The organism is Oceanithermus desulfurans (assembly GCF_014201675.1).
Lineage (GTDB): Bacteria > Deinococcota > Deinococci > Deinococcales > Marinithermaceae > Oceanithermus > Oceanithermus desulfurans.
The window spans coordinates 253,562-273,853 of sequence record NZ_JACHEZ010000004.1; the positions used below are offsets into that span (position 1 = coordinate 253,562).

Annotated in this window: 23 protein-coding genes; 17 read left to right on the top strand and 6 right to left on the bottom strand. The window is 71.4% G+C overall.

All coding sequences use genetic code 11. The features are described 5' to 3' along the window. Positions 1-4: 4 nt before the first annotated feature. Positions 5-634 carry an imidazole glycerol phosphate synthase subunit HisH gene (gene hisH / locus HNQ05_RS06925; protein WP_147148160.1) on the top strand — a complete coding sequence of 210 codons (630 nt, stop codon included), beginning with the start codon at positions 5-7 and terminating at the stop codon, positions 632-634. On the opposite strand, the gene HNQ05_RS06930 is transcribed toward hisH, so the two are convergent. After that, positions 586-1,512: a carbohydrate kinase family protein gene (locus tag HNQ05_RS06930; RefSeq protein WP_147148161.1), complete on the bottom strand. Its 927-nt coding sequence runs from the start codon at positions 1,510-1,512 to the stop codon at positions 586-588. The genes hisH and HNQ05_RS06930 overlap by 49 nt on opposite strands. Before the next feature lie 236 nt (positions 1,513-1,748). Here HNQ05_RS06930 and napA point away from each other — a divergent pair, with 236 nt between their 5' ends. The 7 genes from napA to HNQ05_RS06965 all read left to right on the top strand — a co-directional run bounded on the left by napA (position 1,749) and on the right by HNQ05_RS06965 (position 8,486). Then, positions 1,749-4,565: a nitrate reductase catalytic subunit NapA gene (napA, locus tag HNQ05_RS06935; RefSeq protein ID WP_147148163.1), complete on the top strand. Its 2,817-nt coding sequence runs from the start codon at positions 1,749-1,751 to the stop codon at positions 4,563-4,565. 10 nt (positions 4,566-4,575) lie between these two features. Continuing rightward, the gene (gene napG / locus HNQ05_RS06940; RefSeq protein ID WP_147148165.1) at positions 4,576-5,292 is read left to right on the top strand and encodes a ferredoxin-type protein NapG; all 717 of its coding nucleotides are present in this window, start codon (positions 4,576-4,578) and stop codon (positions 5,290-5,292) included. Next, a complete protein-coding gene (napH, locus tag HNQ05_RS06945) occupies positions 5,282-6,100 on the top strand; it encodes a quinol dehydrogenase ferredoxin subunit NapH (protein ID WP_147148167.1) in 819 nt (272 codons plus the stop codon). The genes napG and napH overlap by 11 nt, the downstream gene beginning before the upstream one ends. Then, positions 6,097-6,744: a nitrate reductase cytochrome c-type subunit gene (locus HNQ05_RS06950; RefSeq protein ID WP_147148169.1), complete on the top strand. Its 648-nt coding sequence runs from the start codon at positions 6,097-6,099 to the stop codon at positions 6,742-6,744. The genes napH and HNQ05_RS06950 overlap by 4 nt, the downstream gene beginning before the upstream one ends. Before the next feature lie 145 nt (positions 6,745-6,889). Next, entirely contained in the window at positions 6,890-7,207 is a 318-nt protein-coding gene (locus HNQ05_RS12340; RefSeq protein ID WP_246104126.1) for a 4Fe-4S binding protein, read from the top strand. Beyond that, positions 7,195-8,121: a WD40 repeat domain-containing protein gene (locus HNQ05_RS06960; RefSeq protein WP_147148173.1), complete on the top strand. Its 927-nt coding sequence runs from the start codon at positions 7,195-7,197 to the stop codon at positions 8,119-8,121. Before HNQ05_RS12340 ends, HNQ05_RS06960 begins: the two co-directional genes overlap by 13 nt. Beyond that, on the top strand, positions 8,118-8,486 hold the full coding sequence (locus HNQ05_RS06965; RefSeq protein WP_147148175.1) for a chaperone NapD: 369 nt from the start codon (positions 8,118-8,120) through the stop codon (positions 8,484-8,486). The genes HNQ05_RS06960 and HNQ05_RS06965 overlap by 4 nt, the downstream gene beginning before the upstream one ends. 4 nt (positions 8,487-8,490) lie before the next feature. Here HNQ05_RS06965 and HNQ05_RS06970 read toward each other — a convergent pair whose 3' ends face one another. Next, positions 8,491-9,066 (bottom strand): carbonic anhydrase, encoded by a 576-nt coding sequence (locus HNQ05_RS06970; protein WP_147148177.1) that lies wholly within the window; start codon positions 9,064-9,066, stop codon positions 8,491-8,493. Positions 9,067-9,115: 49 nt separating this feature from the next. On the opposite strand from HNQ05_RS06970, the gene HNQ05_RS06975 reads away from it, so the two are divergent. From HNQ05_RS06975 to HNQ05_RS06995, 5 genes are read left to right on the top strand one after another with little or no spacing between them, the layout of a single operon-like run. Beyond that, positions 9,116-10,498: a DUF4129 domain-containing protein gene (locus HNQ05_RS06975; protein ID WP_183677687.1), complete on the top strand. Its 1,383-nt coding sequence runs from the start codon at positions 9,116-9,118 to the stop codon at positions 10,496-10,498. Then, positions 10,495-11,430, top strand: a complete 936-nt coding sequence (locus HNQ05_RS06980) for an AAA family ATPase (protein ID WP_147148667.1) — start codon at positions 10,495-10,497, stop codon at positions 11,428-11,430. The genes HNQ05_RS06975 and HNQ05_RS06980 overlap by 4 nt, the downstream gene beginning before the upstream one ends. After that, positions 11,427-12,527 (top strand): DUF58 domain-containing protein, encoded by a 1,101-nt coding sequence (locus HNQ05_RS06985; protein ID WP_147148669.1) that lies wholly within the window; start codon positions 11,427-11,429, stop codon positions 12,525-12,527. Before HNQ05_RS06980 ends, HNQ05_RS06985 begins: the two co-directional genes overlap by 4 nt. Positions 12,528-12,561: 34 nt before the next feature. Beyond that, positions 12,562-14,031: a sulfite oxidase gene (locus HNQ05_RS06990; protein ID WP_147148671.1), complete on the top strand. Its 1,470-nt coding sequence runs from the start codon at positions 12,562-12,564 to the stop codon at positions 14,029-14,031. 45 nt (positions 14,032-14,076) lie between these two features. After that, the gene (locus HNQ05_RS06995; RefSeq protein ID WP_147148673.1) at positions 14,077-14,415 is read left to right on the top strand and encodes a NifB/NifX family molybdenum-iron cluster-binding protein; all 339 of its coding nucleotides are present in this window, start codon (positions 14,077-14,079) and stop codon (positions 14,413-14,415) included. Here the strand turns inward: HNQ05_RS06995 and HNQ05_RS07000 are convergent. Next, on the bottom strand, positions 14,412-14,801 hold the full coding sequence (locus HNQ05_RS07000) for an NUDIX hydrolase (RefSeq protein ID WP_147148675.1): 390 nt from the start codon (positions 14,799-14,801) through the stop codon (positions 14,412-14,414). The genes HNQ05_RS06995 and HNQ05_RS07000 overlap by 4 nt on opposite strands. Continuing rightward, positions 14,788-15,657, bottom strand: coding sequence for a DUF1028 domain-containing protein (locus HNQ05_RS07005; protein WP_147148677.1), 870 nt, complete (start codon positions 15,655-15,657; stop codon positions 14,788-14,790). Before HNQ05_RS07005 ends, HNQ05_RS07000 begins: the two co-directional genes overlap by 14 nt. 73 nt (positions 15,658-15,730) lie before the next feature. Here HNQ05_RS07005 and HNQ05_RS07010 point away from each other — a divergent pair, with 73 nt between their 5' ends. Both HNQ05_RS07010 and HNQ05_RS07015 read left to right on the top strand, forming a co-directional pair. After that, positions 15,731-16,192 (top strand): cytochrome P460 family protein, encoded by a 462-nt coding sequence (locus HNQ05_RS07010; RefSeq protein WP_147148679.1) that lies wholly within the window; start codon positions 15,731-15,733, stop codon positions 16,190-16,192. 65 nt (positions 16,193-16,257) lie between these two features. Beyond that, positions 16,258-16,722 (top strand): cytochrome P460 family protein, encoded by a 465-nt coding sequence (locus tag HNQ05_RS07015; RefSeq protein WP_147148680.1) that lies wholly within the window; start codon positions 16,258-16,260, stop codon positions 16,720-16,722. 66 nt (positions 16,723-16,788) lie between these two features. Here HNQ05_RS07015 and HNQ05_RS07020 read toward each other — a convergent pair whose 3' ends face one another. Next, positions 16,789-17,259: an FKBP-type peptidyl-prolyl cis-trans isomerase gene (locus HNQ05_RS07020; protein WP_147148682.1), complete on the bottom strand. Its 471-nt coding sequence runs from the start codon at positions 17,257-17,259 to the stop codon at positions 16,789-16,791. A gap of 108 nt (positions 17,260-17,367) precedes the next feature. On the opposite strand from HNQ05_RS07020, the gene cysK reads away from it, so the two are divergent. Then, positions 17,368-18,279 carry a cysteine synthase A gene (gene cysK, locus HNQ05_RS07025; protein ID WP_147148684.1) on the top strand — a complete coding sequence of 304 codons (912 nt, stop codon included), beginning with the start codon at positions 17,368-17,370 and terminating at the stop codon, positions 18,277-18,279. On the opposite strand, the gene HNQ05_RS07030 is transcribed toward cysK, so the two are convergent. Next, complete coding sequence (locus HNQ05_RS07030; protein ID WP_147148686.1) at positions 18,276-18,590, bottom strand: FUN14 domain-containing protein; 315 nt, start codon at positions 18,588-18,590, stop codon at positions 18,276-18,278. The genes cysK and HNQ05_RS07030 overlap by 4 nt on opposite strands. Before the next feature lie 60 nt (positions 18,591-18,650). Here HNQ05_RS07030 and HNQ05_RS07035 point away from each other — a divergent pair, with 60 nt between their 5' ends. Continuing rightward, positions 18,651-20,258, top strand: coding sequence for an acyl-CoA dehydrogenase family protein (locus tag HNQ05_RS07035; RefSeq protein WP_147148688.1), 1,608 nt, complete (start codon positions 18,651-18,653; stop codon positions 20,256-20,258). The last annotated feature ends 34 nt before the right edge of the window (positions 20,259-20,292 follow it).

A 20,292-nucleotide genomic window follows, 5' to 3' on the forward strand; every position in this document is an offset into this window, starting at 1 on the left:
TTTTATGCGTACCCTGGTCATCGACTACGGCTCCGGAAACCTACGCAGCGCCGCCAAGGCGCTGGAGGCTGCGGGTTACGACGTTCGCGTCGACGACGACCCCCGCGCCGCCGCCACCGCCGAGCTGCTGGTGCTGCCGGGGCAGGGGCACTTCGCCCAGGTCGCCGGCAACTTCCGCGCCTCGGGTTTCGAGGCGGCGGTGCGCGAGCACCTCGCCGCCGGCCGGCCCTTCCTGGGCATCTGCGTGGGGTTGCAGCTCCTCTTCGAGGGGTCCGAGGAGGCCCCGGGCGTTCCCGGGCTCGGCCTCGTTCCCGGCACGGTGCGCCGCTTCCGCGCGCGCAAGGTGCCCCAGATGGGCTGGAACACGCTCGAGGTGGACGCGGGGCCCTTCGCGGACTTCGACGGCCGCCACTTCTACTTCGTTCACTCCTACTACGCGCCGCTCACCGAGGGCAGCGTCGGGGTCACCCGTTACGAGGGGACGCCCTTCACCGCGCTCTACCTGAAGGGGAACGTGGTGGCGCCGCAGTTCCACCCCGAAAAGAGCAGCCGCGCGGGGCTGGCCTTCCTGCGCACGCTGAAGCGTTACTTCGAAGAAGCCGCGAGCTCCAGGTCCTCGGGTTTCACCAGGTAGCCCTGCGCCCCTACGTGGGTGGCCACCAGCGCCCCGGCGACGTTGGCGCGGCGGGCGGCCTCGAGCAGGTCGCGCCCCTCCATTACCGTGGCGGCGAAGGCGGCGGTGTAGGCGTCGCCGGCCCCGGTGGAGTCGATGACGTCGTCCACCGCGTAGGGTTCCACGAGGGCTTCGGTTTCCGGGGTAACGACCATCGAACCCAGGGCGCCCAGCTTGACGACGGCGCGTTCGATGCCGTAGGTGCGCAGCCGCTCCACGCCGCCGCTGATCGAGGCCTCGCCGGTGAGGGCGGCGAGTTCGTGCTGGTTCATGAGCAGGTAGTCCACGCCGCGCAGGTCCTCGAGCAGGTGCTCGCCCGCGGCGCGGATGGCTCCGGTGCCCAGGTCGGCGAAGACGGGCAGCCGCCGTTTCGCCGCCGCGGCCAGCACCTTGAGGGTGTATTCGCGGCTGGGGCCGCCCGCCAGCGCGTAGGCGGAGACGACCACCGCGTCCACCTGGTCGAGGGCGCGCGCTTTGAAGGCGGCGGCGTCGAGGTGACGGCTGGCGCTGGCGCTCGAGACCATGGTGCGCTCGCCCCCGGCGATGACGAAGACGAGGATGCTCGAGGTCGGCCGCTCCTCGTCTTCCTGAAGATGGCTCAGGTCCACCCCCACCCGTTTGAGGTTGGCGAGTGCGGCTTCGCGAAAGGGGCCCGTTCCCACGCGCGCAGCCAGCGCGACCTTGTGGCCCAGGCTCGCCAGGTTGGCGGCCACGGTGGCCGCGGCGCCCCCCGGCTTGATCAGCGCCCGCTGGGCGGGCGTTTCCTCTCCGGGGCCGGGCATCGCGTCCACGAAATACATTAGGTCTACCGAGACGTCCCCGATCACAAAAAACCGCATCGTGCCTCCTCAGGCGGATTGTTTTATACCATAGTACATCCTGCGCTTCCTGGAACGTCCCGCGCGTACGGTCTTTGGTCCCGGTCCGGCCGCTTAAGCTGGAGGGGAAGGATCGCGCGGGCCATCGACGTAGCGTCAAGGCTTAGGCTGAGCCCCTAGGTTAAATGTCCCTATATGGCCCCCCGACCTCATGGCATCGTCAGGGTGGAACACTTGACACCAAGGGAGGCAAGGGTATGGAATCGTCGAAGCCGAAGAAGAAACACGAAGCCCTCTCCACCGACCGACGCAGCCTGCTCAAGGCCGCGGCGGCCAGCGCCGCAGCGGCCGCGGCGGGGCTCTCGGTCGCGCAGGGAGGAACGAGCGAAGCCGAGAAGGACTGGCGCTGGGACAAGGCCGTCTGCCGCTTCTGCGGGACCGGCTGCGGGGTGATGGTGGCCACCAAGAACGACCGCATCGTGGCCGTCAAGGGGGACCCGCTGGCCCCGGTGAACCGCGGCCTCAACTGCATCAAGGGCTACTTCCTGGCCAAGATCATGTACGGCAAGGACCGCCTCACCCGCCCCCTGCTGCGCGTCAACAAGAAGGGCGAGTTCGACAAGAAGGGCGAGTTCAAGCCGGTCTCCTGGAAGAAGGCCTTCGAGGTGATGGCCGACCAGTTCAAGAAGGCCTACGGCGAGCTGGGTCCCACCGGGATCGCCTTCTTCGGGTCGGGCCAGTACACCATTCAGGAGGGCTTCGCCGCCAGCAAGCTCATCAAGGCGGGGTTCCGTTCCAACAACATCGACCCCAACGCCCGCCACTGCATGGCCAGCGCCGTAGCCGCCTTCATCCAGACCTTCGGCATCGACGAGCCCGCCGGCTGCTACGACGACATCGAGCTCACCGACAGCTTCGTGCTTTGGGGCTCGAACATGGCGGAAAACCACCCGGTTCTCTGGGCGCGCGTGATCGACCGCAAGCTCTCGGATCCCGACCGGGTGAAGGTCGTGGTGCTCTCGACCTATCAGCACATGAACGCCGACATGGCGGACACCGCGATCATTTTCAAGCCGCACACCGATCTGGCTATTCAGAACTACATCCTGCGGGAAATTCTGTACAACTATCCCGATGCCATCGACCGCGAGTTCGTCGACAAGTACACCACCTACGCCACCGGCTACGTGGACATCGGCTACGGCATGCGCTCGGATCCGAACCACCCGAAGTACTCGGACAAAGAGCGCGAGACGATGCAGAAAGAGCTGGCCAAGACGGTCTCCGAGGCCGAGGCCAAGGCCCTGGCCTTCCTGGGGCTGAAGCCGGGCGACAAGATGGAGATGAAGCACCGCGCGGCGGCGGGGGCGCACTGGCAGATCGCCTTCGAGGACCTCAAGAAGGCGCTCGAGCCCTACACCCTCGACTTCGTCGCCGAGCTGGCCAAGGGCGACCCCGACGAGCCGCTCGAAAGCTTCAAGAAGAAGCTCCAAGACCTGGTGCAGATCTTCGTCGAACAGGGTCGCAAGGTGGTCAGTTTCTGGACGATGGGCTTCAACCAGCACACCCGCGGCACCTGGGTCAACGAGCAGGTCTACGCCATCCACCTGCTCCTCGGCAAGCACGCCAAGCCGGGTTCGGGCGCCTTCAGCCTCACCGGCCAGCCCTCCGCCTGCGGCACCGCGCGCGAGGTTGGCACCTTCGCCCACCGCCTGCCCGCCGATATGGTCGTGGCCAACCCCAAGCACCGCGAGATCTCCGAGAAGCTCTGGCGTGTTCCCGAGGGCACGATCAACCCCAAGGTGGGGGCCAACTTCGTGCAGATCATGCGCGACCTCGAGGACGGCAAGATCAAGTGGGCCTGGGTGCACGTCAACAACCCCTGGCAGAACACCGCCAACGCCAACCACTGGGTCAAGGCCGCGCGCGAGATGGACAACTTCATCGTCGTCTCCGAGGTCTACCCGGGCATCTCCACCAAAGTGGCCGACCTGATCCTGCCCACGGCGATGATCTACGAGAAGTGGGGCGCCTACGGCAACTCCGAGCGTCGCACCCAGCACTGGCGCCAGCAGGTCACCGCCCCGGGCATGGCCATGCCCGACATCTGGCAGTACATGGAGTTCTCCAAGTTCTTCAAGCTGCGTGAGGTCTGGAAGGAGCACAAGCTGCCCGACGGCACCGTGCTGCCCGACGTGCTGGAGAAGGCCAAGGCGATGGGGTACGACCCCGAGCAGACCCTCTTCGACGTCCTCTTCAACCATCCCGAGATGCGCAAGTTCGCCTGGCCCGACCCCATCGGCGAGGGCTTCCTCAACACCGAGGCCGCGGGCGACGGCCGCCCCATTCAGGACGCCGAGGGCAAGCCCTTCAAGGGCTACGGTTACTTCGTGCAGAAGGCGCTTTGGGAAGAGTACCGCCAGTTTGGCCTCGGCACCGGTCACGACCTCGCCGACTTCGACACCTACCACCGGGTGCGTGGCCTGCGCTGGCCTGTGGTGGACGGCAAGGAGACCCCCTGGCGCTTCAACGCCAAGTACGACCCCTACGCCCGCAAGGCCAACCCCGGCGGCGAGTTCGCCTTCTACGGCAAGGCCAAGAAGAAGATCCCCAAGGGCAACCTCTTCGGACCCGAGGCGGGCACTTCGGTCGACCTGACCAACCGCGCCAAGATCTTCTTCCGCCCCTACATGGATCCCCCGGAGATGCCCGATGACCGCTACCCCTTCTGGCTGGTTACCGGGCGCGTGCTCGAGCACTGGCATTCCGGAACGATGACCATGCGCGTGCCTGAGCTCTACCGCGCGGTCCCCGAGGCGCTGGTGTACATGAACCCCGAGGACGCCAAGAAGATCGGGGTGAAGGACGGCCAGTTCGTCTGGGTGGAGAGCCGCCGCGGCAAGGTCAAGGCGCGCGCCTCTACCCGCGGCCGCAACCGCCCGCCCAAGGGACTGATCTTCGTGCCCTGGTTCGACGAGCGCGTGCTCATCAACAAGGTCACCAACGACCAGCGCTGCCCCATCTCCAAGCAGACCGACTACAAGAAGGCGGCGGTGAAGGTCTACCCCGCCTAGGGAGGCGTCCGTGTCCGAGGTCGACCAAACCCGCCGCCGCATGATCTTCCGCACGCTGCAAGGGGTCACCCTTACCGCGGTGGGCGGAGCGTTCTGGGCGGGTTTCGTGCACGAGAACGCGCAGGCGGAGCTGGTGCTGCGGCCTCCCGGCGCGCTCGCCGAGGACGACTTCCTGGCGACCTGCATCCGTTGCGGCCTCTGCGTGGCCGACTGCCCCTACGACACGCTCAAGCTGGGGGCCTACGGCGACGACGTGCCCGTAGGCACCCCCTTCTTCGAGCCGCGCAAGGTTCCCTGCTACCTGTGCGAGGACATCCCCTGTGCGGCGGCCTGCCCCACGGGGGCGCTCGACCTGCTGAGCCTCACCGACGAGGGGGGCGAGCTCGACGTGGCGCGCTCGCGCATGGGCGTGGCGGTGGTGGACTACAACAACTGCATCGCCGCGCGCGGCCTGCGCTGCGACGCCTGCGTACGCGCCTGCCCTTACATGGGCGACGCGATCTTCGTCGACACCCGCCGCAACCCGCGCACCGGCAAGCACGCCATGCTGGTGCCGATCGTCGACGCCGACTACTGCACCGGCTGCGGGTTGTGCGAGCACGCCTGCGTCACCGAGAAGGCCTCGATCTTCGTGCTGCCGCGCGACGTGGCGCTGGGCCGGGCCGGCGAGCACTACGACCTGCCCGCCCCCAACTTCACGCCGGAGGTGCCCGAGAATGAAATCTAGGCTGCGCTACGTCTACGACCACTACCGCTTCCTCATCCTCCGGCGGACGCTGCAGCTCGGCATCTTGCTGCTCTTCTTCGGCGCCAACGCCTGGGGATGGAGCCTGCTCGTGGGCGACCTGAGCAGCTCGCGCATCCTCAACACCGTGCCGCTCGCCGACCCCTTCGCGGTGCTGCAGCTGCTGCTCGCGGGGGGCGCGCTGGCGGGGCAGGTGCTCGTGGGCGCCCTGATCGTGCTCGTGGCCTACGCGCTGATCGGGCGCGCCTTCTGCTCCTGGGTCTGCCCGGTCAACCTGATTACCGACCTGGCCGAGTGGGTGCGCCGGCGCCTGGGCTTCCGCGAACCGCCGCTGATGTACCTCAACCGCAACCTGCGCTACGTCGTGCTCGTGATGGTGCTGGTGCTGAGCCTGCTGCTCTCGCTGCCCGTCTTCGAGTTCGTGAGCCCCATCAACGCGGCCGCGCGCGGCGTGGCCTTCGGCATGGGCATGGGCTGGGCGCTGCTGCTGGCGATCTTCCTGTTCGATCTTTTCGTGGTGCGCCACGGCTATTGCGGCCACATCTGCCCGCTGGGCGCGTTCTACAGCCTCACCACCCGCTTCCGCAGGGTGCGCGTGCGGCACGTCAAGGACAGCTGCACCCTCTGCGGGCTTTGCTTCAACGCCTGCCCGGAGCCCCACGTTCTGGGACTGGTCGGCAAGCACGACGGCACGGTCAACAACCCCGAGTGCACCAACTGCTTCCGGTGCGTCGAAGTCTGCGACGACGACGCCCTGTTCGTGAGCCTGAGTGGAGGATGGTCGAAATGAAGGAAATGAAAGCTTTGGTCTTGTTGCTGGGTCTCTTCGTGGTGGCGGTGCTGGGCTTCCTGGTCTACGAGACCACCGCCAAGAAAGCCGCGCCCACGCCGCCCGCGGCCACGACCGCCGTGGAACAGCCGGCTTCCACGGCGAACGCGCCGGCGGAAGCCGCGACCCCGTCCGCCGAATCGACGGGGGCCGGCATTCGCAGCAGCGACCTGCTGACGTCGGGGAGCGAGGAGCTGCCGGTGCCCACCACCAACGCGCCCGCCCCGGGCAGCGCCGAACGTCTGCCGCGCGCCTACGAGAACGCGCCGCCGCAGATTCCGCACTCCGTCGAAGGGCTGCTGCCCATTACCCTGAGCAACAACGCCTGCCTCTCCTGTCACCTGCCCGGCGTCGCGGAGAACGTGGGGGCGACCCCCATTCCGCCCACGCACATCCAGATGGACCTCTTCACCGCCAGCGAGAACAAGAAGGTTCCGGTGGACCCGGCCCGCTACTACTGCACCCAGTGTCACGTGCCCCAGGCCGACGTGCAGCCCCCGGTGTCCAACGAGTTCCAGCCCGAGTTCCGCAACCCCGAGCTGAAGAACAAGTCGAACCTCGACCAGCAGTGGAACGAGGGCGTGCAGAACGGGGGGACCCAGTAGCGTGAAGCGGCGCGCCTTGCTGACCCGGCTCGCGCCCAAGTCGGGGAGGCGCGTCCTCCCGCCCTACACCGGAGCAGGGACCGACTTTTCCCCCTGCCTGAGTTGCCACGGGCCCTGCGTGACGGCCTGCGAGGAGGAGACGGGCGTGCTCGCGCGCGACGCGCAGGGCCGCCCGTTCCTCGACTTTCTGCGGGCCGGCTGCACCTTCTGCCGCGCCTGTCTGGACGCCTGTCCGGAAGGGGTGCTGGCCGAGCCGGGGCGGTCGCCGCTGGCCGAGGTGTGGATCGAGACCGGCGCCTGCCTGGCGCACCAGGGGGTGGTCTGCGTGGCCTGCAAGCAGGCCTGCCCCGAGAACGCGGTAATCTTTGAAGGGATGATGCGTCCGCGGATCAACGAGGCCTGCACCGGATGCGGGTTGTGCGTGCCCGCCTGCCCCGTGGAGGCGGTGGCGTGGTCCGGGTAGCCTTGCTGGTGCTGGTGCTGGGGCTGGCGCTGGGGGGCCCCGGCCTGGCGGCGGAGCTGGGCGCCGCCGTGAGCGCCTGGGCGGCCGGTCCGGACGTCGTCTACCTGGCCACCGAGGACGGCCGGGTGCTGCGCTACCTGCCCGGGGAGGACGCGCTCGAGCCGCTGTGGCAGCTGGCGCCGGTCCGGCGGGTGACGGGGACGGAGGCGGGCAAGGTCTACGCGCTGGACGTCCGCGGCGCGACCCTGCTGTGGGTGCGCGAGGGGCCGAGCGGCTTCCGGGTGGTCGAGGCCTTCACCCCCGGCGGCTCCCCGCGCGTCGTCGTTCCCGAGTCGCTGGAGCTGCCGATCGTGGCGGCCTGGTTCGACGGCGACGCGGGCTACGTGCTGGTGCTGCTCGACGGCGAGGTGGTCTGGGTGGACGCCGCGGGCCGGATCCGGCGCAGGATGCAGGTGACCCAGAGCGCCGTGGGCGCGGCCGACAAGCACGGCCGGCGGCTGGCGATCGGCGACGAGGGCGGGCTGGTGACCGTCGTGGACCTCGACGGGGCCAGGATCGTGCTGCAAAGCGCCCAGCACCGCGACAAGGTGCTGACCCTGGACCTGGGCGGCCGCTGGCTGCTCTCGGGCGGGCGCGACCGCCGGGGGGCGGCGCTGGACCTGGACAGCGGCGAGGCGCTGACGCTGCGGGCCGACTTCTTCGTCTACGGCGTCGCGCTGGACCGCCAGGAACGCCTGGCCGCCTACACCTACGACGAACGCGGCACCCTGCGGATCGTCGACCTCGAAGCGCGCCGCGAGCTTTTGCGCAAGGGCGGTTTCGAAGGCGTGGACCGGTTGATGTTCTGGAACGAAGACTGCCTGATCCTGGCCAGCGAGCAAGGACGGGTGTGGTGCTGGAGGTGGCGAGAATGAACGTTTCCGGACTGGTGGTGCGCGTGAACCCGGAGCGGTTCGCGCAGGTGTTGGAGGTGCTCGAGGCCGCTCCCTGGGCCGAGGTCTACACCCACGACGGGGAGAGCAAGCTGGTGGTGGTCGTCGAGGCCGAGGACACCGCCGCCGAGATGGCCGTCTACCGCACCATCGAGGGCGTGGAGGGCGTGCTCTCGGTGGAGCTGGCCTACAGCTACAGCGAAGAGCTGGAAGACGCCCGCGACGAGCTGGAAGTCCAGGACGGGGTGCCCGAGGTGCTCGCGGACGAGGTTCCGGCCGACAAGGTGCGCTACGGCGGCGACGTGCGCACCCTGCTCAAGGAGCACCTGGAGAAGCTGCAGGACTGACGCCTCAAAGCCAGCGCAGGTCGCCGTTGCTGACGTCGTAGACGGCGCCCGCCAGCCGCAGCCGGCCGGCTGCGGCTTCCCGCGCCAGCAGCGGGGAGGCGGCCTGGAGGTCGTCCAGGACCCGCCGCACCTGCAGGGGGGCCGCGGCGTCGGCGTTTTCCACGTCGGGGGGGAGGCCGGCGCGCAGCTCCAGCACCAGCCGCCCCAGCTGCTCGGGCAGCCCGGCGCCGCCGGCGACGGCGGCCTGGAGGGCGCCGCACTGGGTGTGCCCCAGCACCACGATCAACGGCACTCTCAGGCCGGCGACGGCGAACTCGAGACTGGCGACCCCGGCCGCGCCCGCCATCTGGCCGGCGCTGCGAACCACGAAGAGCTCGCCGAGGGGCGCGTCGAAGACGGTCTCGGGGGCCACGCGGGCGTCGGCGCAGCCCACCACCGCGGCGAAGGGCTGGTGCGACCGCGGCAGCGCCAGCGGGGCGGACGGCGCCTCGTCGCGCAGCCGCTGCAGGAAGCGCCGGTGCCCTTCACGCAGACGGGCGAGGGCAGCGCCCGCGGAGGGGCGGTGGGTCGGGTCGGTCATGACCCCCAGTTTAGCTCGTTCTAATTGGGAATCTTCTTATACTGACGGGGTGAAGGCCCTGCTCCCGGTCGCCGCCGTCTTCTGGCTCGTCGCGCTCGAGCCGCGTCTCTGGCCCGGGGCGTTCGCCTACCTGCTGGCGTGGCTGCTGCTGGCGCGCTGGCGGGGGGAGCTGGCGTGGGGCGCGCCGCTCTTTGCCCTCTACCTGTTCTGGGGGCTCGAGCTGCGTCCCGAGGCCTTCGGCGACCTGACGCTGCGGCTGCAGCTCGCGGGGCGGCTGACCTCGGGGCTGCTGGTCTGGGCTTACGCCTCCGCGCTGGCGGAGCGCCGCAGCCGCTGGGCGGTGGTCCCGCTCCTGGCCTGGGCGCTGCTGCTGCGGCCCGAGGCGGGGGTGGTGGGCCTGGGGCTGGCGGCCTGGGGCTACTGGAACTTCTGGTACAGCCGCGCCCAGTACCTCGAACGCGGCGCCGCCTTCAGGGTCGCGCCGCGGGCGCTGGCGGCCGCGGCCCTGGCCACCCTGGCGCTGGCGGTGCTGGCGGGCTTTTCCGGGTGGACGCCGCTCGCCCTGCCCCGCGCCGCGGCCCGCGCGGAGCCGGCGGTGACGCTGGAAGCTCCGGCGCAGCCGCCGCCGGGCGCGGTCGCCCCCGCCGCCCGCAGCGCGCCCGCCCCCGCCGCCGGGGCGCGGCTGCCCGCGTGGGTGGAGACGCTGAGCCGCTACGCCGCGGCGCTCGCGGCGGTGGCCTCGTTCCTGCTGCTGCTCGTCCTCGCCCGGGTCGTCTGGATCCTGCTGCGTCCAGCCGACCGGCGCCCTGGGTTCGCGCCGCGGATGCTCGTACTGGCCGCGTTGGTCCTGGTTTCGCTGCTCTTCTGGATGGCCTGGTACGGCTTCCTCTACGGGGGCGAGGGGGGCGGCGCGGGCGCCTTTGCCCCGCCCCCCGCCCCCGCGACGGCGCCGTCCGCGCCCGGGGGCGCGGAGCCGGGGCCGGCCCCGGCTCCGGCGCTTCGCTGGCCGGGCCGGGTGATCGGCGGGGTGCTGCTTGTGGGCACGCTCGCGCTCGCGGCGCTGATCGCGGCGCTCGCCTTCGCGTTGCGGCGGCTCCTGCGGGGCCGCGCGCCCGCGGCGGAGGAGTCGGCGGAGGGCGGCGGAGCGACGGGGCGGCGAACCGAGCGGCAGGCCGGCCGGGTACGCGCCGCCTACCGGGCCTTCCTGCTCGCCGTGCGTCCGTGGCTGCCGCGGCAGGCAAGCGAGACCCCGCACGAGTACGCGCACCGGATCGCCGCCCGCGAGCCGGCGCTGGCGGAGGCGGTCTGGGGGCTGACGCGGCTCTACGAACCGGTGCGTTACGGCGGCCTGGCCGACGAGGCCGAGGCGGCCGCGGCGGAGGCCTGGCTGCGTCGGATCGAGAAGGAGCTGGAGAAAGGGGAGGAAACGTGATCGAAGCCTGGTACGCGCGCGTCGCGCAGAACGTCGAACGGGTGATGGTGGGGCAGGAGGAGGCGCTGCGGCTGATGCTGGCCGGCGTCCTGGCCGGGGGGCACGTGCTGCTCGAGGACGTTCCCGGGACCGGCAAGACCACGCTGGCGCGGGCGCTGGCGGTCAGCCTGGGCCTCGGCTTCAAGCGGGTGCAGTTCACCCCCGACCTGCTGCCCAGCGACCTGACCGGGGTCAACGTCTGGCAGGACGGGACCTTCCGCTTTGTTCCCGGCCCCGTCTTTACCCAGGTGCTGCTCGCCGACGAGATCAACCGCGCCACCCCCAAGACGCAGTCGGCGCTTCTGGAGGCGATGGCCGAGGGCCAGGTGACCGTGGACGGCGAGACCCGCCCGCTCGAGGCCCCTTTCTTCGTCGTCGCCACCCAGAACCCCATCGAGATGGACGGCACCTTCCCGCTCCCCGAGGCCCAGCTCGACCGCTTCCTGCTGCGGCTGCGGCTCGGCTATCCGGCCGCCGAGGAAGAGGTGCGGATGCTCGAACGGCTGCGCGCGCGCCACCCCATCGAGGCGCTGGAGCCCGTTTCCGACGCGGCCGAGGTACGCTCGATGCAGCAGGCGCTGGCCGGGCTGCGGATGGAGCCCGAGCTGGTCCGCTACGTCGTCGACCTGGTGCGCGCGACCCGCAGCGACCCCGACGTCGCCCTGGGGGCGAGCCCGCGGGCGGCGCTGGCGCTGCAGCGCACCGCGATGGCGCTGGCGGCGCTGGCAGGCCGGGACTACGTCCTGCCCGACGACGTCAAGCGGGCCGCGGGTCCGGTGCTCGAGCACCGGATCATCGTGCGCCCCGAGGTGCGCATCGAGGGGGTGACCGCGGCCGAGGTGGTCACGCGGGCCCTCGCCGCTGTGGCCGTTCCCACCGAGGAGCTGGGTTGAGCCTGGCCCTGCTGCTCTTGACGCTCGCCGCCCTGGCGCTCTGGGTGGCGCTGCCCGGCCTGGCCCCGGGCCGGCAGCGGGTGCACACCGCCCGTCCCTACGGCGCGGCCGGCCGGGAGCGCCCGCTCGTGCTGGAGGCGGAGTTCGTCCTGCCCCTGCCGGCGTTCTGGCGGATCGAGTGGACGCCGGCGACGCGGCTGGGTTTCCGCGGGGAGCAGGCCGCGGGCCTCGGCTGGGGGCGGGTGCGGCTGCGCCTCGAGGCCGCCGTCGAGCCGCGGCGCCGCGGCGAGTACGAGCTCCCCGGCGCGCGCCTCTTCGTGCGCGACTTCCTGGGGTTCTACGAACGCGAGGTGCGCCTCGAGGGCCCGCGGGACCGCCTCCTCGTCTACCCGCGCATCTGGGAGCAGCTGCCGCCGCAGCTGGCGCTGACGCTGCTCGCCGAGGGGCCCGAGGCGCCCGAGCTCGGTCTTGAGGACGCGAGCCGCTACCGCGGCACCCGCGAGTACCGCCCCGGCGACGCCCTGCGGCGGATGCACTGGAAGGCGACGGCCCGCCAGGGCCACCCGATGGTGCGCGAGTTCGCCTGGGTGCGGGCCACGGGCGTCTGGATCTACATCGACGTGCGCGGTGGCGAGGTCTACATCGACCACATGGCGGAGCTGGCCGCCAGCCTGGCCGTGCGGCTGATGGACCTGGGCCTCGCCGTGGGCCTGGCCTGGCCGGGGTTCGAGCGCCCCCCTGCGCGCGGCCTCGAGGCCCTGCGGGGGATGCTCGCCGCCCTGGCCCGGCTCGAGCCCGCCGAAGCGGGGGGCGCGCCGCCGCTGCCGCCGCCGGGGGTGAACCTCGTCGTCTTCACCCAGGACGCCCCGCTCGAGCTGATCGAGGGGGCCCTGGCCGCACGTGCGCGGGCCGCGCGGGTGCACCTGCTTGCCTTCCCCGAGGGCTTTTTCCTGCGCCCGGGCGAGAAGGGCCGCCCCATCTGGGGGCGCACCGACGGCATGGCCCGCCTCCAGGAGCGGCGCGGCCTGCTCCACGCCGCGGGCGTCTACGTGCACGTCTTCCGCGGCGACGAAGCGGTGCGCTTTTCACGGGCGTGAAGGTTTCGTGACCCCTGGCGGCTAGGCTGGGCGCATGACGGGAACCCCGAACCCCCTACGCACGCCGCGTTTCTACCTGGCGCTGGCCGCGGTGGCGCTCGCCGCCGCGATCCTGCAGTTCCGCCTGGGGCAGGCCGCCCCGCCCCAGCTGCTCTTTGCCTGGCTGAGCCACCTCCTGGGCGTGCCCTGGATCTTCAACCTGGTGCACACGCTGCCCTGGGGGATGGACGCCTACGCCAAGCACGCCCTGCTGGCCGTCAGCTACCTGATCGTTGCCGGCTTCGGTGCCTTCTTCGCCCTTTGGGCCGCGGCGCGTCCGTGGCCCGTGCGTCTGGCGGCGGCGCTGGGCCTCGCCCCCGCTGGCACCGGCGGGGTGTTGCTGCCCCTCGCCGGTGCGGGTTTCTTCGGGCTGGCGCCCGACAACTACGCCTACCCGCCGCGGCCCGCGCTGCTGGCGGCAGCGGGCCTCGCGGCACTCTTCGCTCTTCTGCTCGACGGCGCGCCCCGGCGGGCGACAGCCGCCGACGAGGGCCGCCGCCGCAGCCTCAAGGGGCTGGCGCTGCTGGCCGCGGCGGCCGCCTGGCCCCTGCAGCTGGCGCGCGCCGCCGGTGACCTCTGGGGGCGGATCCGCGGCCTCGCCCCCGAGATCACCCCCACGAAGGACCACTACCAGGTCTCCAAGAACGTCGTGAACCCGAAGCTGCGCGCGGACCGCTGGCGCTTCGAGATCGGGGGCCTCGTCGAAACCCCGCTGGCGCTCACCCTCGAGGATCTGAAGGCCCTGCCCGCGGTGGAGCGGCCCAGCACCCTGATCTGCATCTCCAACCCCGTCGGGGGGCGGCTGGTGGGCAACAGCGTCTGGACCGGGGTGCGGCTGCGCGACCTGCTGGAGCGTGCCGGGGTGCGTCCCGAGGCCAGTGAGCTGGTGCTGCGGGCCGCCGACAACTACAGCGACTCCTTCCCCCTCGACGCCGCGCTCTACGAGGAAACGATCCTCGCCTACCTGCAAAACGGCGAGCCGCTCACGGCCGACCACGGCTACCCCGCGCGGCTCTTGGTTCCGGGCATCTACGGCATGAAGAACGTCAAGTGGCTCACCCGGATCGAGCTCGTGGACGAGGACTACCGGGGCTACTGGCAGAAGCGCGGCTGGAGCGACCGCGCCGTGGTGCGCACGATGAGCCGCATCGACACCGGCGTGGCCACGCCCACCGGCGACGGCCGGGTGGCCATCGGCGGCGTCGCCTTCGCGGGGCGGCGTGGCATCCGCGCCGTGGAGGTCTCCTTCGACGATGGCCGCAGCTGGCGGGCCGCGGAGCTGAAGCCCGGCTCCAGCCGCATCACCTGGACGCTGTGGCGCTACCTGTGGAAGGCCGAACCGGGACGCTACACGGTGACCGTGCGCGCCGTCGACGGCGAAGGGCGCACCCAGGACCCGAACCCGAGGCCGCCGCTCCCCGACGGCGCGACGGGCTACCACCGCCGCAAGGTGCGCGTGGTCTGAGGCGCGGCTCACCTACCCGGTCTATACTGCCGGGGAGGTGAAGCCATGCGCATTGCGATTGCCGTTCTGCCCAACGCCACCGACACCTTTCCCGGCCCCTACGGCCACGCGCCGTTCTTTGCGATCTACGACCGCAAGGACGGGGCCTGGCAGCGCATCGAACTGCGCGACAACCCCTACAAGGCCCTCGAAGGCGGGGGCAAGCCCCGGCTGATGAAGCAACTCCTCGCCGACTGCGACCTCTGGGTGGGCGCCCAGTTCGGTCACGGACCGGGCCACGGCCACCGCCACGGCCCGGGGCACGAGCCGCCGGCGCACCGTCGCGAGGTGCCCCGGGGGCTGAGCGTGCGCGAGGTGCTGGCGCTGCTCGAGCAGGACGCCTAGCCGCGCCCGAGCGCCCGCCGCAGCAGCGCCGCGTCTTCGGCGAAGGCCAGCCGCAGCGCCGCCTCCTCGGGGTCGAAGAAGCCCGCCCCGGTGAGCCCCGGCTCGAGCCGCACCGGGCCCTCGCCCCGCATCCGGAACCAGTGAACCTCGCGCGTCACGCCGCGGTCGTTGGTGTAGCGGGTCACGCCCAGGGCGGCCTCCACCCGGGCCTCGACCCCGGCCTCCTCCCGTACCTCGCGCACGGCCGCGGCCTCGAGCGTCTCCCCCTTCTCCACGTGCCCCTTGGGGAAGACCCAGAACCCCATGCGGTCGCGGATCAGCAGCACCTCGCCCGCGGCGTTGAAGACGAGGCCGCCGGCCCCGGGGACGGGCTCAGGCTTCGCCATAGGCCTCGCGCAGCGCGGCGAACACCTCTTCTTCGAGCTGGGGCCCGCCCGCGTAGCGCTCCTCCAGGTTCTCGCGTCCCAGCAGGGCCTTGAGCGCCGCTTCGACGGTCTCGCCCCACGCGCCGTCCGCGGGTCCGGCGTAGAGGCCCAGGCGGGCCGCCGTGGCCTGGACCCAGCGGATCTCCTCGTCGGTAAGCGGCCGGGCGTTCCGCGCAGGGTTGAAGAGCAGCCGGTGGATGCCAAGCAGCCGCTCCAGCTCGGGTACCGGGTCGGGGTGGTCGTCGACGCGCAGGTCGATCCAGCGGTCGTTGAAGCCGCCGTACCCCTTGCCCTCGCCCACGACCAGCAGCGCCGCCGACTGGCGGCCGCGCTGGTCGCCGCCGGCGCGGTCGGCGGCCAACAGGGCGGTGACCAGCCGCTCGGGGAAGGGGAGGTCGGTGCGTTCCAGGAAGACCTCGACCAGCGCGTCCACCACCTCGGGACCGGTAAGCAGGTTGCCCTGGGCGGCGTAGTTCGCGCCCGCGCGCCCGCCCGCCCAAGGGTGGCAGGCGTCGCCGGTGAAGCTGAACGCGGCCCCGCTGGCGGCGACGAGGCCGTACTGGCGCCGGGCGTGGCCCGGGTCGCTGGCCGCGAAGATGCGGTGGGCGTCTTCGGGCGACCCCCCGACCTCGAGCACCGCGAGGCCCCGGGGGCCGTAGCTGGTGTTGGCGTAGGACTGGGTGGCCACGGCGCCGACGCCGGCGCGGGCGAAGGGCACGACCGCGCCCACGGCCAGAAACTTGCTGGCGACGGCGACGCCGAGGTCGCCGGTCTCGGGGTCGCGGGCGACCAGGGAGAAGGTGCTGACGGGTGGCATGCCCGCATTCTACGCCGCGCCGCCGTGACGGATTCGTGAGGGTTGTCGGCCAGGATGGGGCCGGGAGGTCACCATGAAGCGATGGACGACGGCGCTGGCCGTGGCCGCGGCGCTGGCCGCGGCGCAGCCGCAGCCCACGGCCGGGGAGCTTTGGAACTGGCTCGCGGGCCAGAACTTCGCCGAACGCTGGCGCTACGTTCCCGGCGAGCCTGCGGGCCCGCACCAGGGCGGACCGCCCCACGGCGCGATCCAGCAGATCTTCGTCAACGACGCCGCTTTCATGGCGCTGGCGAAAAAGCGCTTTCCGCTGCCCGACGGGGCGGTGATCGTCAAGGAGAACTACGACGCGAACGGGCGGCTTTACAACCTCGCGGTGATGCGCAAGGTCAAGGGGTACAACCCCGAGGGCGGCGACTGGTTCTGGGGCTACTTCACGCCCGAAGGCGGGGTGCTCTTCGAGGGAAAGCCGGCGCTCTGCATCGGCTGCCACGCCCAGAAGAAAGCCTCGGACTGGATCTTCAGCGGCCAGGAATGAGCCGTGTCGCCTGCGCTACACCGCGAGGCGGCCGCCTCCCCTAGGCTCGGAGGCGGAGGGATCCAATGAAACGATGGTGGCTGGTGGTCATAGCGGCATTGACGTTGGGCGCGGCGGCGCAGATGGGCGGCACCGCCGAGACGCTTTGGAAGTTCCTGCAGAGCCAGGGGTACCAGCTGGGCTGGCACTACATCCCCGGCGAGCCGGCGGGCAAGTACCCGGGCGGCGCGCCCCACGGGGCGATCCTGCGCACCTTCACCAACGACATCGCCTTCGACGCGCTTTCCAAGAAGACGTTCCCGCTGCCCGAGGGCGCGATCATCGTCAAGGAGAACTACACGCCGGGCGGCGAGCTCGCGGCGGTCACGGTGATGCAGAAGATCGCCGGCTTCAACCCCGAGGGCGGCGACTGGTTCTGGGCCAAGTACGCGCCCGACGGCAGCGTGCAGGCGAGCGGCAAGGTGGGCGGCTGCATCGGCTGCCACGCCCAGAAGAAGGCCTCGGACTGGATCTTCAGCGGCAGCGAGTAGCCGCGCCCCCGACCCAGGAACCAGGAACCCCCGGCCCAGGCCGGGGGTTCCTGCGTGCGTAGGGGCTTAGTGGTGGTGGCCGCCGGGGCCGTGGACGTGGCCGTGGGCCAACTCCTCGGGGGTGGCGTCGCGCACTTCCTTGATCTCGACCGCGAAGTTCAGGGTCTTGCCGGCGAGGGGGTGGTTGAAGTCGACGGTGACGTCCTCGCCCTCAACCTTGGTGACGGTGAGGGGCAGGGGGTTGCCCTGGTCGTCCTGGGCGTAGAACTGCTCGCCCACCTCGACCTTGGCGTCGTCGGGGAAGGCCGAGCGGGGCACGACCTGCACGCCCTCTTCGTTGCGCTCGCCGTAGGCCTCCTCGGGGGCTACGGTCACCTCGAACGACTCGCCTGCTGCGCGGCCCTCGATCTCCTTCTCGAGGCCGGGGATGATCTGCTGGTGTCCGTGGATGTAGGCCAGCTCGCCCTGGTCCACCGTCTCGCCTTCGACGGTGAGGGTGTAGGCGATCGTGACCACTTTGTCTTTGCTTGCGTTCATGCGTTCCTCCCTTCGGTTTTACCGAAGTCTTCTCAGCCTAACCGAGGTCGGTGAGGGAATCGTAAATGCGCTTACTATTGCCGGGGCCACATCTGCCAGGGTAGGGTCATGGAGCTCGAGCAGACGATCGGGAACACACCGGTGGTGCGGTTGCGGCGGCTCGCCGCGGACGCGGCCGAGGTCTGGGTCAAGCTGGAAGGGGCGAACCCCGGGGGCTCGATCAAGGACCGCGCCGCCTGGGGAATGGTGCGCGGCGCCGAGGATCGCGGCGAGCTGCGCCCCGGCAGCGGCCAGTGGATCGTCGAGGCCACCTCCGGGAACACCGGCATCGGCCTCGCCATGATCGCCGCGGCGCGGGGCTACCGCTACCTCAACGTCTCCACCGAGGGCCTCTCGCCCGAGCGGCGGGCCATCCTGCGGGCCTACGGCGCCGAGCTGGAGTTCGTGCCCTCCTCCGAAGGCATGCGCGGCGCCCGCGAGCGGGCGCGGCGGATCGCGGAGGAGAGCGGGGCCTGGTGGGCCGACCAGTTCGCCAACCCCGACAACCCCCGCGCCCACGAGCGCACCACCGGCCCGGAGATCTGGCAGCAGCTCGAGGGCCGCGTGGACGCCCTCGTCTGGGGTACGGGGACCGGCGGCACGATCTCGGGCGTGGGGCGCTACCTCAAGTCGCGCAACCCGCAGCTGCGGGTGATCGCGCTCGAGCCCGCCACCCACCAGGCCATCGCCGGGGGGCCGCTCGAAGGGCACGCCTTCCAGGGCATGGGTCCGGGCTTCGTCCCCGAGAACCTGGACCTCGACCTGCTCGACGAGGTCTGGCCGGTACCCAAGGACGCCGCCTTCGCGATCGGGCGGCGCGCCTGGCGCGAGGAAGGGCTGCTCCTCGGCCTCAGCTCGATGGCCAACCTCTGGGGGGCGCTCGAGCTGGCGCGCCGGCTGGGGCCGGGGCGCCGCATCGTCACGCTCTCGGCCGATTCGGGCTTCAAGTACCTGAGCGCCGAACCCTACGCCGGCGCCTAACCGCGTTTCAGCCCCCAGACCATGCCGGCGGCGAAGCCTCCGGCGAAGGGGGCGTTGTAGGTAAGCACGTCGAGGAGCCGTTGCCACAGGGTGCGCAGCTGCTCCTGGCCCAGGAGCGGGTCCACGCTCGCCTGGATGCGGGTCCAGTCGATCTCCACGAAGCCGTAGTAGGCCATCACCTGCAGACCGATGAAGAAGAGGCCGAGCACCAGCGCGGCGAGCTTGCCCACCTTCTTGAGGGCGTAGCCGGCCACGAAGCCGGCCAGGCCGCCGAAGGTGATCTGGCCGATGTAGGGCTGCAGGGCTTCCACGTGCGCATCATACCGCGGCCGTAAACTGAGAAGGAACCAAAGCATCTTGGGAGGAGGCGCATGGAACACCTCTCGTACGCCTACGGCAAGAACCACTACCTCGAAGACCCCGACCTGCGCGCGGTGCTGGCCCACTTCTGGCCCGAAGCCCGGGAGCGGGAGGCGGAGCTGGCCGACTGGGGCGCGTTCATGGGGCGCGAGGTCTACGAGGCGGCCTACCACGTCGACCAGGAGGCGGAGCCGGTGCTGGTGATGCACGACCTCGACGGCCGGCGCGTCGACCGGGTGCGGCTGGCCCCGGTCCAGCGGCAGCTGCTCGAGCGCCTGCGGCCGATCATGCATCCGCCCTACGAGGGCGGGAGCTGGCACCACCACTTCGCCCTCGGCTACCTGCTGGCCGACCCCGGCCTCTACTGCATCCTCACGATCACCCACCAGGTGGCCTACCCGCTCCACAAGTACGCCCCCGACCTGAGCGCCTGGAAGGAGCGCGTCCTCTACGGGGACGCCTGGGGCGCCACCTGGATGACCGAGATCCAGGGCGGCAGCGACCTGGGGGCGAACCGCACCACCGCGCGGCGCGAAGGGGACGTCTGGCGGCTTTCCGCCGGCGACAAGTACTTCGCCTCGGGCGCCGGGCTCGCGGACGTAGCCGTGGCCACCGCCCGGCCCGAAGGGGCACCCGCGGGCCCCAAGGGGCTGGCGCTCTTCCTTGTGCCGCGCCTCGACGCCCGCGGCGAACTCAACTTCAAGGTGCGGCGGCTCAAGGCCAAGAGCGGCACCCGGGCGGTGCCTTCCGGCGAGGTCGAGCTCGAGGGCAGCGAGGCCTGGTTGATCGGCCGCGCCGAGGAGGGCATCTACTACACCCTCGAGACCCTCACGGTCTCGCGCCTGGCCAACGCCGTCGCCGCCATGGGGATCGCCGCCAAGGCGATCCTGGAGGTGCGCGAGCGGGTGCGACGGCGCGAGGCCTTCGGCCGGCCGCTCGCGGACTGGCCGCTCGTGCGCCACGACCTGCTCGAGCTGGCGGTGCGTCACGCCGGCGGGCTGGCCCTCGCCTTCGCCGCCATCGACGCCTTCGACCGCGCCTGGGCGGACCGCCCGCCCTACAGCGAGCGCTACCACTTCGCCCGCTTCCTCTCGCACCTGGCCAAGAACCGCACCGCCGACCATGCCGCCGAGATCACCCGCCTGGCCATGGAGCTCTTCGGCGGCCTGGGCTTCCTGGAGGAGTACGCGGTGGCGCGCTGGCACCGCGAGGCGCTGATCACCCCGATCTGGGAAGGGCCGAGCAACGTCCAGGCCCTCGACCTGCTCGAGGCTATGCAGAAGAAACGGGCCCACGAGCCCTTCCTCGCCTGGCTCGAAGAGCGGCTGGCCCCGCGGGACGAGGCCGGCGCCGGGGCGGCGCTGGACGCGGCGCGCCGCACCCTCGCCGGGCTGGCCGGGGCGGAGCCCGAGGCCGCCGTCTGGACGGCCAAGGCGGCGCTCGCGCGGCTGGCCGACGCGGCGGCGGTGGCCGCCCTGTACGGGCTCGCGGACGGGTCGGGAGGGCGCTACCGCGAGCTCGCGGAGCTCTACGCGGGCCGCTTCCTGCGGGGCGAGCCCTTCCCGGCCGCGGCGGCGCGGCGCCCCGAGGTTTTCCTGCCGGGGAAGGGGCCGTCTTGACGTGGACTCGGTTCAAACCGGTAAGATAGAACCA